Origin of the sequence: Amycolatopsis rifamycinica (assembly GCF_000695625.1) — a bacterium.
Classification (GTDB): domain Bacteria; phylum Actinomycetota; class Actinomycetes; order Mycobacteriales; family Pseudonocardiaceae; genus Amycolatopsis; species Amycolatopsis rifamycinica.
Window position 1 is genome coordinate 161,264 of record NZ_JMQI01000001.1, and the last position, 11,558, is coordinate 172,821.

Consider the following 11,558-nt stretch of genomic DNA (forward strand, 5'->3'; position numbering starts at 1 on the left):
CCCCGCGCGTCCGTGCCTCCAGGCAGGGGGACGTGGACGCGAGGAGGCAGCCGCCGTGCGGATCGTGATCGCGGAGGACGACGCCCTGCTGCGCGAGGGGCTGGTGCTGCTCCTGCGCAGCGAGGGGTTCGAGGTCGCCGCCGCCGTCGACCACCCCGGCGACCTGGTGACGTCGGTCCTGGACGGGGAACCGGACCTGGCGGTCGTCGACGTCCGGATGCCGCCGACGTTCACCGACGAAGGGCTGCGCGCCGCCCTCGAAGCCCGGCGTCACGTGCCGGGCCTGGCGATCCTCGCGCTGTCGGCGTTCGTCGAAGACGGCTACGCGGGCGACCTGCTGGCCGCCGGGGGCGGCGGGGCCGGCTACCTGCTCAAGGAGCGGGTCGGCAAACCCGGAGAGTTCCTCGACGCCCTGCGGCGCGTCGCGGCCGGCGGCACGGTGCTGGACCGGGACGTCGTGGCGGTCCAGCTGGCCCGGCCCCGGCCCGGCGACCCCGTCGCGACGCTCACCGCCCGCGAGCGCGAGGTCGTGGCGCTGCTGGCCGAAGGGCATTCGGTGCCGACGATCGGGCGGCTGCTCGGCATCGGCACCGCCGCGGCGCGGCAGCACGCCGGGGACGTCAGCACGAAGCTGCGCGTCCCCCACGGCGCCGGGGCGATGCTCAGCTACCTGCGGGCGTGAGGACTTCGGCCTGCCGCTGCCGGTACCGGGCCACGTTGGCCAGCTTGACGTCTTCGTAGCCGCGGATGACGTCGGGCAGTTCCGCCAGCGCCCGCGCCCGGCCGGTGTCCCCGGCGCGCAACGCCTCCAGGACGACGCGGCGGTAGTCCTCGATCAGCTCGCGCTCCACCCGCCGGACCTCGGCGCGGCGGAACGGGTCGAACGGGGTGCCGCGCAACCGCCGCAGCGCGTGGAGCAGCCGGAACGCCGGGCGGAACCACGGGCCGAGGCTGATCTTGCGCCGCATCCCGAGCGCCCGCAGCACCGGGGGGTGCAGCCGGTAGGCGTACCGCGTACCCGCCCCGAAGCGGTCCTCGATGCCGTCGGTGAACGCCGGGTCCAGCGACAGCCGGGCGACCTCGTACTCGTCCTTGTAGGCCATCAGCTTGTACAGGTGCTTCGCGACGGCCTCGGTGATCTCCGTCGGCCCGTCCTCCAGCACCCGCACCCGCTCGACGAACCCGGCGTACGCGCGGGCGTAAGCCTCGTCCTGGTAGGCGATCAGCTCGGGGACGCGGATGTCGAGCAGCCGCGCCAGTTCGGAGCCGGGCTCGGCGTGCACCAGCGCCCGCACCGCGGCGGGCTTCGCGGCGAGCGGCATCGGTGCCGGCTCCACCGACGCAGACACCGACGGGGACGCCGTCGCGGGCTCGGCCACGAGCAGGCGGCCCCGGCGGAACGCCTGCAGGTTCGCGGCGACCTGGGTGCCGTTCAGCTCGATGGCGCGCTCGATGACCGACGCGGGCAGCGGGATCGCGCCGGTCTGGTAGGCCGCGCCGAGCTGCAGCACGTTGGCGAACTGGTCGTCGTCGAAGAACTCCTCGGCCAGGCCACGCGCGTCCAGCGACACCGTGCGCGCCGCCGCGGCCTCCAGCGGCGCGAGCACGCTGCCGGGATCCGGGAAGGACACCGAGGTGTCGACGACCATCCGGCCGGTGGGCACCTCGGTGGTGGAGACGACGGCGGTCGTGCGGGCCGGGTCGGCGACGCCGAGGTTCGCCGCGTCCGCCCCGACGAGGGCGTCGCAGGCGAGGTAGAGGTCGCACTCGCCGGCGGCGAGCTTCGGGGCCTGCTCGACGGGCTCGGCCGTCACCTTGAGGTCGGAGACGACCGCGCCGCCCTTCTGGGCGAGCCCGGTCTGGTCGAGCGTGCGGACGTGCCGTCCGTCGAGCACCGCGGCGGTGGCGAGGATCTGCGTCACGGTGACCACGCCGGTGCCGCCGATCCCGGTGATCCGCACGGTGAAGTCCGCTGTGGACGAAGGCGGCGCGGGAACCGCGTCGGCGGCCAGCTCGGCCGCCTCGCGGCGCCGCTTCCGGCCGGTCGGCACCACGGTGACGAACGACGGGCAGTCCCCGGCCAGGCAGGAGTAGTCGACGTTGCACGAGGACTGGTGGATCGCCGTCTTGCGGCCGAACTCGGTCTCCACCGGCTGCACGGACAGGCAGTTGGACTTGGTGCCGCAGTCGCCGCAGCCTTCGCAGACGCGCTCGTTGATCACCACGCGCGTCGCGGGCGCGGCCTGCTTGCCGCGGCGGCGCTTCCGCCGTTTCTCGGCCGCGCACTCCTGCTCGTGGATCAGCACGGTGACGCCCTGTACGGCCGCCAGTTCCTCCTGGGTGCGCAGCAGTTCGGTGCGATCGCGGACCTCGACGCCGGCGGGCAGCTTCCGGCGCCGCAGCTTCGCCGGCGCGTCGCTGGTGATCACCACCCGCTTCGCCCCCTCGACGAGCAGCAGTTCCGCGACCTTCTCGACGGGCAGTCCGCCGACCGCGTCCTGGCCGCCGGTCATCGCCACGGTGGAGTTGTAGAGCAGCTTGTAGGTGATGTTCACGCCGGCGGCGACCGCCGCGCGCACGGCGAGGCTGCCGGAGTGGGTGAACGTGCCGTCTCCGATGTTCTGGACGAAGTGCGCGGCTTCGACGAACGGCGCCATGCCGATCCACTGGGTGCCTTCGCCACCCATCTGCGTCACGCCCAGTACCGTGCCGACCTGGTCGGGCTCCATGAACAACGCCATGGTGTGACAGCCGATGCCGCCGCCGACCAGCGTGCCTTCCGGGACCTTCGTCGAGGAGTTGTGCGGGCAGCCCGAGCAGAAGTAGGGCGTGCGGGCGAGCAGCGGGACGGCGATGCGCTCGCGGCGGCGGCGTCCCCGGTAGGCCTCGACCGGCGGGATGCCCGCCGGCAGGACCCTGGCCAGCCCGGCGGCGATGCCGTCCGGGTCCAGCTCGCCCAGCTCGGTGAAGAGCGTCCGGCCGTCGCGGTCCTTCTTGCCGATGATCCTCGGTGCGTCAGGGACGCCGTAGAGGATCTCCTTGAGCGCGGTTTCGACGAAGGCGCGCTTCTCCTCGACGACGACGATCTCGTCGAGACCGTCGGCGAACTCGCGGACGATCGCCGGCTCGAGGGGGTGGATCGCCCCGAGCTTGAGGAGGCGGATGCCGTGCTGTCCGGTGTCCAGGCCGAGAACGCGCAGCGCCTGCCGGAGGTCCAGATAGGACTTCCCGGCCGACACGACGCCGATCCGGTCGGCCGGACCGCGTGCGGTGATCCGGTTGATGCCGCTCGCGCGGAGGTAGGCGAGGGCCAACGGCAGCCGGACGGTGAACAGACTCCGCTCCAGCTCGGCGAGACCGGTGCCGAGCAGGCGTGAGGTCGGCGTGTGCCGGTAGGCGTGCTCGATCTCCGGCGCGGTCCACCGCGGACTGACGGTGGCGGTGCCGGACGCGTCGGCGACGTTGGCGACGATCTTCAGCGACGTCCACAGCCCGCTGGCCCGCGACAGTTCGACGGCGTGCATGCCGAGGTCGAGGACGTCCTGGGCGTCGGCGGGGAAGAGCACGGGCACGGCCAGGTCGGCGAGGGCGAGCTCGGAGGCGCAGGGGACGGTGGAGGACTTGGCGTTGGGATCGTCGCCGACGAGCGCGACCGCGCCGCCGCGCGGGTCGGTACCGGCCAGGTTGGCGTGGCGGATGGCGTCGGTGGCACGGTCGAGACCGGGCGCCTTGCCGTACCAGAAGCCGGTGACCCCGCGGCGCCCGCCGGCGCCCGCGATGAGCTGGCTGCCCATGACCGACGTGGCGGCCAACTCTTCGTTGAGGCCGGGCCGGTGCACGACGTCGTGCTTCTCCAGCAGCGTCGCGCGGCGGCCGAGCTCGAGGTCGTAGCCGGCCAGCGGCGAACCCTCGTAGCCGGAGACGAAGACGGCGGGGTCGCCGCCGCGGGCGCGGTCGTGGCGGACGCGGTCGAACAGCAGCCGGACGAGGGCCTGCACCCCGGTCAGGTGCACGGTCCCGGCCTCCCGCAGGTAGCGGTCCTCCAGCGTGAACGTCTCCACAGCGCGGCTCCCTTCGCCTCGGTGCGTTTCGGGCACGATGCGACGTGCACCACAGTCACGCAACAGGCGGTGCGGTTTCGCCGGTCTGTACGCAAACTTCAACGGCTCTTGATGGGTTATGGCGCTGAATTTTGCGTGTGTCTAGGCTGTGACGCATGTCCGAAGAGCTGCTCGACGCCACCGACCACGAGATCCTCGGCCTGCTGCGCGAGGACGCCCGCCGCACGCTGTCGGACATCGCGGGCCGCGTCACGCTGTCCACGGCGGCGGTCAAACGCCGCATCGACCGGCTGCGCGAGAGCGGGGTGATCACCGGGTTCACGGTGCAGGTCGACCACGCGAAACTGGGCTGGGGGATCGAGGCGTTCACCGAGCTCCGGTTCGTCGGCAACACGAAGGTGGCCGAGATCCTCCGCACGACCACCCGGATGCCGGAGGCCCAGGCGGTGTTCACGATCGCGGGCGACCCGGACGCGCTGGTCTGGCTGCGGGTCAGGGACATGGCCCACCTGCAGAAGACGATCGACGAGATCCGCCGGCACCACCAGGTGACGGGGACGAAGACGCTGATCGCGCTCGAATCCTGGTCGCGTTGACCGTGGAGGTCGTGACACTGGCCCGGCGGTGGCCGCACCTGGTGGTGGCTGCGCTCGACGGCGGGGTGCCGATCGCGCGGGGGATCATGGTGCCGTTCCGGGACCGGGAGCTGTTTCCCGCCCGTGGCTGGGACGAGCTGGCCTGTCTTCCGTGGTGTTGACCGCGATGCGGGAAGCGGTGGCGGCGGCGGGGCTCGCACTGGCGGCGGTGGACGGGGCTGCCGTTCGACCGTGCCGGGGCGGTGGTCGTGTCCGGCGCGCTCGCACCCGTGTTCGTGTCCACGGCGGATGATTACGCGGTTTACGTCGAAGCCAACGTTTGGGTGTCGCACCCGGTCTCATCGTGAGGACGACGGGGAAGGTTGTGAAGCGCGCCCTGCGCCGCAACTAACGCTGGTGACCAATCTGTCCGCTGTTCACAAAGGACAGACCAGGTCGCCTAGACCTGCTGCGACAGAGGACGTCCCGCGGTCTGCGCTCAGGCCGGGCAGTCGAGGTCGTGCTTCGGTGCTTCCAGCGTGAGCAGATAGCGGTCCGTCGCCGACCGGGTGCAGGCGTTCCGCTCGTACACCCCGTGGCCGGCGCCCTCGTACGTCAGCAACGTCGTGTTCGCCGGGGCCTGCCGGTGGATGGCGAGGGCCCAGGCGTACGGGGTCGCCGGGTCGAAGCGGGAGTTCAGCAGGAGGATGCGCGGTGCCCGCGAGATGTTCAGCGGGTGGGGCGGGTTCGCGGGCGGGCCGTGGACGCCGAGGCACGCCATCGCTTCGCCGTGGGCCAGCGTGCTGCCGCGCATGAGCGGACCGTGGCGCAGCTCTTCGGCGTGCAACGCCGAGTACTGCGCGAAGCTCCGGATCCGGAGGTCGAAGTCCTGGCAGACGACGGCCAGGCGGATCGAGGTGTAGTTGTAGCTGAACTGGGCGGTCATCGGCGGAACGCCGGCCGCGGCGTCGGCGATCGCCTGGCCGATGTCGGCCCAGTCCGGGCGGTACATGTCCTTCAGCACCCGGTCGCGCAGCTCTTCGCGCGCCGGTGTCCCGCCGGTCACCGCGAGGGCCTTTTCCCAGACGGCGAAGACGTCCTGGCCGTGCAGCGCGCAGGTCGCCGTCCGGTCGCACCACGCGGCGAACTGGCGGAACCCCTCGTCCGCGGCGGTGGCCCGGTCGTCGAGGAAGCGCTCGAGGCTTGCGCTGTGGTCGATGGAACTGTCGAGCACCATGGCCCGCACCCGGTCGCCGTGCTGCTCGGCGTACTGCTGGCCGAGCAGCGTGCCGTAGGAGATGCCGAGGAAGCTGATCCGGGCTTCGCCCAGCGCGCGGCGGACCGCGTCCATGTCCCGGGCGTTGACCGCGGTGTTCGCGTGGTCGAACACGGGGAGGTTGCGGGCGCGGCAGCCGGAGACCGCTTTCTCGCTGTACTTCCGCAGCGCGGCGAACCCGGCCCGGTCGGTCGGTTCGTCGCTCGGCGGCCGGCCCGCGTCCGGGCAGTCGATGAACTCGCTGCGGCCTGTGCCGCGCACGTCGAAACCCACGACGTCGAACCGGGCCTGGACCTCCGGGCTGAAGAAGACGCCGGGCGCCAGCGCGAATTCCGTGCTCGCGGAGCCGGGGCCGCCCAGATCGGCGAGCAGCACGCCGAAGCGGTGTGCGGTATCCGTGGCCCGGTGCCGCGCCACCGCGAGGTCGATCGACGGCCCGCCCGGCCGGTCCCAGTCGAGGGGGACCCGCACCGTGCCGCACTCGCCGTTCGGCGGGGTGGGGCTGTCCGGGTCGTCCGGGCAGGTGGTCCAGACGATCGGGGAGGGCGCCCAGCCGGCGTCGGTCACGGCGGGCGCGGCGCCGGTCAGCAGAAGTGCGCTCGCCAGAACGGTTCCCAGCACCCGAGGCTCCTCCTCGCGACGACCCGGACCCGCCGACCGTAGGCCCTGCGGGAGCCGGACCACAAGGGCCGATCGGTCAGCGGGAGCGCTCCCGGAGGCCGGCCGGTTCGGCGGGTGCGGGACACCGCGGTGCGGGGAGGCGTGGGTCAAGGTGACGTGGAGATCGTTGTGTGCCAACGGGCGGCTGGGATCGCGGCCGGAGTGGTGACGGCGTCGAATCAGAGGTCGGGTGGCGTGCGCACCGGCGGGGCCGCGTTCGCGGGGAGGACCACCCGGCTGCGCGTCCGCTTCGGCACACCGGGTGGTCAGGTATTGCTGTTCGACGTCGAGTTCGCGTTCGGTTTCGTTCCTGTCGGGTACGCCTGAGCTCTCCTCGTCATCCGGTGATCGGTGACATCGAGGGGCACGACGATTCGGCGGAGAAACAGTCTTGTTCTTTACCGCCGGCCTCAGCCGTTCGGTATTCGGGAGTCAGGCGGCCGCTTTCCTGCGCGGAGCGCGTTTGCGCGGCGCCGGAGCGGACGATTCCGTGTCGCCGCCGTGTGCCCGCTCGAAGGCGGCGACCACCTCGGAGGAGAGGCGCCCCCGCTCGGAGACGTCGAAGCCGTTCGCGTTCGCCCAGGCCCGGATCCGCTGGTTGCGCTCGCGATCGGAGGCAGTGGTCGACGGCCCGCCCGCCACGCGCGCCTTGCGCCCGCCGACGCGCCGGGCGGCGCCGATGTAGCGTGCCAGTTCGTCGCGCAGGGCGGTCGCGTTCCGATCCGAAAGGTCGATTTCGAAGGTGACGCCGTCGAGGCTGAACTGGACGGTCTGGGCGGCGGTGCTGCCGTCGATGTCGTCGAGGATCTCGACGGAGACTTTCTGGGCCACTTGGGTGCTCCTCCGGTGGATGTGCGCTCGAGAACGCGAACTGCACAATGCGCAGCGTTCGCCGCGAAGTGTATCCACAACCGGCCCGAAAGGGAATTCAACTCGCCAGTAAACGGGGCGGGTCCGTTCGGCGTAATTGCCCGATCGGAGCAGGAAGCAGGCCACCATCGCCTCAATGGGTGAAGAACGACTCCGGCCGTGCGTGGGGCGGCGCGTACCGCCGGTGAGGACGTGTGGAGCACTGGCATGGGTGGCTTCGGGTCTATTGTGGACGTCCTATCGGGACAGGTGTGCTCGAGGCGGTGTGGTGACGGCGAGTGCGGTGCTCGGCCGTTTCCGATTGGGGGCCGGACGTGTTCCCGGAATGTTGCGTAGGGTGACGGCCCGGGCCGGGTGAATGCGGGGAGTGGGCGGCCGCCGCGGTTCGGCGGGGTTGCGGCCGCGGGGAAGATCGGTCCCGGAGGTCGGTGTGCCGCCAGGTGGGTGACTCCCGCCGCGGCTTGGGTGGGGGGATCGGCGGCTCGCGGGGGCTCGCGGGGTTCTGAGAGACCCGCGGAGACTGGCGGCGACTCGAGGCGGCCCGCGGTAGCCGCGCACCCATCGGCGCGCCGAGCTGCCGTGCCGGCATTGGCTCCGAGTGAGGTGCCGCCGGGTCTCGTCGGCGTGATCCCGGCAGCCTCCATCGCGCCGGCGGCCATCGCCGGGGCCGCCCGTCTCGGCGCGGCCGGCGCCCCTCGCGCTCCGATCTGCTCGGGCACCCGCCCGCAACACCTCGGCCGTTCCGGCGCGGGCGCACGGCCGGGCTTCACCGGGCCGCGCGCTGAACACTGTTCAACCGCCGGGCAATCGGAGGCCGTAGCATTCCCGTGTCAACTTTGCCCGCTTGGCGGGACTGCGGAGGCTTCCTCATCAATCGATGATTTCACCGATGTGGCCGTCGCCTCCGTGTTACCCGCCAATCGGGTGATGCGCCGTAAGCTGAAGCACAACTCTCGATAGTCGCTCGGTTTCCGCCGTCCCCCGCTTGCCGGGCTCTGTCGTCACCGGGGGCGCGGCGTTCTCGCTGGTGAGCGGGTTGCCGGAGAATCAAACCTGCCAATCGAGGTAACATTTTCCGGCAGAAGAGTGAACAAAAACCAACGCCTTACTACTCGCTGTCCGGGTAAACAGCGGCGGTTTCCGGCAATTTCCGCCAATGCTCCGTTCGGCGGTACGAGCAAGGCGTTCACTGGGTAGCGTGATGCCAATCCGGCTGGTCTTGGGGGCGTCTCGACCGCCGGATGACTGACCTGTCGCACAAGAACACTGGCTGTCGTGTGCGTTCGGTGGTCGCCGGTGCCCGATCGGCACGGCGGGGGTGCCGCCGATATCGGAACTGTTTCCGGGCACCGTCGCGCGGCTGTCACGGTGGAAAGGATCGATGTGTCTCGCGCTCGTTCTCGCGGGTTCGCCTGGTGGGTGGCACGCCGGGCCGATTTGTTGAACGAGTGGCAAAAAGCCGGCCGGGGCAATGCCCGGATCCGGCCCCTGCTCCTCGCGAATTCCCTGGTCGCAGACCTCCTTGGCGCGTTCTCTCCCCGCGCCGGACGGTCCTGAACCGACCTCACCCCGTGCTCGAAAGGTGGGCAATGCCGCGTTACGACGTCTCGGTTCCGGCCGCTGACGACGACAGATCGGTACTCGCGCGTACCGTCGCCGGGTTGTTCGGGGCCCAGGCCGACGCGGAGGGGATACGCCCGCTGCGCGTCGACCAGCCGGCGTACCTCCTTGCCATGTCCGGCTCGGGCGACCGGCTCGCCGAGGTGTTCGCCGGACACCGGGTGGCTCGCCGAGCTGTTGCCCGAGGGCGACGCGCCGGCTCGCTGGATCGCGGGCCCTGCGTGTGCCGGGCACGGCGCGAACGCCCCGGACGGTGAGGAGGTGAAACGAATGTCGGCAACACTGGACGTGCCTGTGGTGGAATCCTCTGCCACGCTCGCGGGGCCTTTCCCCGACGGCACCCGTGACTATCCGCCGGATACGTTCCGGTGCGGGCCCGCCGGTGCGACAGGTCGCACTCGGTTCCTCTCCTCTCCGAAGGGCGAGCGCGGTTCGGTCGGCGGAGGCCGCGCGCACGCCGCCGTCACCCGCCGGCGCGGCCGCCCGGTGGACCCTGTTCGGTCTGATAAGGGCGATTTGGTCCACGAAAACTGTCCACTTGTTTCGTTACAGGCCAATCGTGTGTTCGTGGCGACTCGTCCTCCTCGGCTGGTGGTGCACGACAACCGGAAACCAGCCGTCGGGAGGGTCGGGGCAAGATCGAATGCGTTGTTCGCCCAGCATGGCGGACCTTTCGATCACCGGAATGATGATCTGTCGCTCCGGCGGCCGGAACTGGTGGAAAATTTTCTCGATGATTTGTCGTTTAACCGGCATCCGGTGTGGGAAACCGAACTCCGCCGCCGTGTCCACGCCGACTGGCGGAGTTCTCGCGACCAAGGCAAGGCCAGGGGTCGGCGAGGGCTCGTCATGCCTTCGATAAGGGCTCACTGTTTCGGTGGAGCATTGTCATGGGGGGCCGGCGATTAGGCCGGAGCTGATATTTGGAAAATTGCCGTCAATCTTGTCACGGTGGGTAGTACCGAGGGTAGAATCGCGGTTCGGTGAATTCCCGCATTTGGCGGTACTGACGATCTACGTGGCGAGGCAGTGTACTGATTCCAGTCGGTGGGCCGGCTACGCGTTCGTGGATGTGGTGGCTCCACGGAGTGCGACGGGGATACGGGAAATTCGCGGGGGCGGATCGTTTTGAATTCGGAGGATCGGTCATGCAGTCTCTGAGAGAGGGGCGCGAGGGCGTCAGACGTCGCCCGGTGACGCCGGAGCGGCTTCACTCGGTGTTGACGTGCCTCACCCGCAGGCACCGGGTGCCGGGAGCACAGCTGGCCGTGCTGCACCGGGGCGAAAAGATCATGGTCCAGACCGGAGTCGAGCACGCGGACCGGCCGTGGCCGATGCGCGCCACCGGCCCGGTGCCGATCGGCTCGATCACCAAGGTGGCCACCGCGACGGTGGTGCTGGCGCTCGCCGCCGACGACGACCTCGACCTCGACGAACCCGCCGGCGAGGTGCTCGGGGTCCCCGGCCTCTCCGACCAGCTCACCGCGCGGCGGCTGCTCAGCCACACCAGCGGCCTCCCGTCCGACCCGGCCGATGTCACCGGGTCGTGCCTGCGTCAGGTCCGGGACGCCGAGCCGGTCTGCCCGCCGGGCACGTCCTTCTCCTACTCGAACGTCGGCTACGCGCTGGTCGGTCTGCTGATCGAAGCGGTCACCGGGATGACCTGGCGCGAAGCGGTCGAGGCGATCCTCCTGCGCCCGCTGGAGATCGAGCCGGTGTACGTCGGGGACGCCGCGGCCGTCACCGGGCACTCGCACAGCGGCCGCCCGGTCGAGCAGGTCCTGCCGCCGATGCTCGAGCCCGCCGGCGCCCTCGCGCTGAGCGCCGCCGACCTGGTCGAGCTGGGCCGGGTCCACCTGGGCAAGCCGGGGCTCCTCGACGTGGTGACGGCGGCCGACATGCACCGGCGCGTCCCGCTCGCCGAGCCGTACGGCCTGGCCGACGGCTGGGGCCTCGGCCTCGCCCACTTCGGCGACGAGCACGACGACTGGCTCGGCCACGACGGGACGGCCGACGGGACGTCCTGTCACCTGCGGATCGACCAGGCCGGCGAGTGCGTGGTGGCGTTCACGGCGAACGGCGTCGGGGGCGCCGAGCTGTGGCGCGCCGTGGCCGACGAGCTGCGCGACCTGGGGCTCACGCTGCCGCACCAGCGCTTCCGCGAGCCCGGCGCCCGCTCGGTCCCGATGCCGTCCGGTGACTTCGGCACCTACCGCAACGGCGCCGTCGACTACACCATCCGGCCCGACGGCCGCGGTGCGTGCCTCGTCGTCGACGGCGAGGTCTTCCCCGAGCTCACGCGGTACGACGACGCCACCTTCACCGTGCGCGACCCGGCCACCGGCCGCGCCGCGCCCTGCGGCCGGTTCCGCGGCACGCCCGGTGCGGCCACCGCGGTCGAAATCGGCGGCCGCCTCGCGCGGCGCCGCTGAGCCCGCCGCCACCCCATCCCCGCCCACCCGCGCCGGTGGGTCCCCTGTTGTGCCCGAAAGGTGC

General features: G+C 71.3%; 9 protein-coding genes. 5 read left to right on the forward strand and 4 right to left on the reverse strand.

The annotated features are described in order from the left end of the window. Positions 1-55: 55 nt before the first annotated feature. Positions 56-682, forward strand: coding sequence for a response regulator (locus tag DV20_RS00805; RefSeq protein ID WP_043775273.1), 627 nt, complete (start codon positions 56-58; stop codon positions 680-682). Here DV20_RS00805 and DV20_RS00810 read toward each other — a convergent pair. Continuing rightward, positions 663-4,061 (reverse strand): indolepyruvate ferredoxin oxidoreductase family protein, encoded by a 3,399-nt coding sequence (locus DV20_RS00810; RefSeq protein WP_043775275.1) that lies wholly within the window; start codon positions 4,059-4,061, stop codon positions 663-665. The two genes, DV20_RS00805 and DV20_RS00810, sit on opposite strands and share 20 nt — an antisense overlap. A gap of 155 nt (positions 4,062-4,216) precedes the next feature. Between DV20_RS00810 and DV20_RS00815 the strand changes: the two genes are divergently transcribed. Continuing rightward, positions 4,217-4,657: an Lrp/AsnC family transcriptional regulator gene (locus DV20_RS00815; protein WP_043775279.1), complete on the forward strand. Its 441-nt coding sequence runs from the start codon at positions 4,217-4,219 to the stop codon at positions 4,655-4,657. After that, entirely contained in the window at positions 4,654-4,818 is a 165-nt protein-coding gene (locus DV20_RS45390; protein ID WP_160169690.1) for a hypothetical protein, read from the forward strand. Before DV20_RS00815 ends, DV20_RS45390 begins: the two co-directional genes overlap by 4 nt. A 317-nt stretch (positions 4,819-5,135) precedes the next feature. Here the strand turns inward: DV20_RS45390 and DV20_RS00820 are convergent, their stop codons facing one another. Further along, positions 5,136-6,533 carry an alpha/beta hydrolase gene (locus DV20_RS00820; protein WP_043775282.1) on the reverse strand — a complete coding sequence of 466 codons (1,398 nt, stop codon included), beginning with the start codon at positions 6,531-6,533 and terminating at the stop codon, positions 5,136-5,138. A gap of 156 nt (positions 6,534-6,689) precedes the next feature. Here DV20_RS00820 and DV20_RS00825 point away from each other — a divergent pair, with 156 nt between their 5' ends. After that, positions 6,690-6,899, forward strand: a complete 210-nt coding sequence (locus DV20_RS00825) for a hypothetical protein (RefSeq protein ID WP_043775287.1) — start codon at positions 6,690-6,692, stop codon at positions 6,897-6,899. A 105-nt stretch (positions 6,900-7,004) separates the two neighbouring features. Here DV20_RS00825 and DV20_RS00830 read toward each other — a convergent pair whose 3' ends face one another. Beyond that, entirely contained in the window at positions 7,005-7,403 is a 399-nt protein-coding gene (locus DV20_RS00830; protein ID WP_043775292.1) for a histone-like nucleoid-structuring protein Lsr2, read from the reverse strand. A gap of 2,205 nt (positions 7,404-9,608) precedes the next feature. Further along, a complete protein-coding gene (locus tag DV20_RS45395; RefSeq protein WP_043775295.1) occupies positions 9,609-9,854 on the reverse strand; it encodes a hypothetical protein in 246 nt (81 codons plus the stop codon). Between the two features lie 356 nt (positions 9,855-10,210). On the opposite strand from DV20_RS45395, the gene DV20_RS00840 reads away from it, so the two are divergent. After that, the gene (locus DV20_RS00840; RefSeq protein ID WP_051735724.1) at positions 10,211-11,494 is read left to right on the forward strand and encodes a serine hydrolase domain-containing protein; all 1,284 of its coding nucleotides are present in this window, start codon (positions 10,211-10,213) and stop codon (positions 11,492-11,494) included. Positions 11,495-11,558 lie beyond the last annotated feature (64 nt).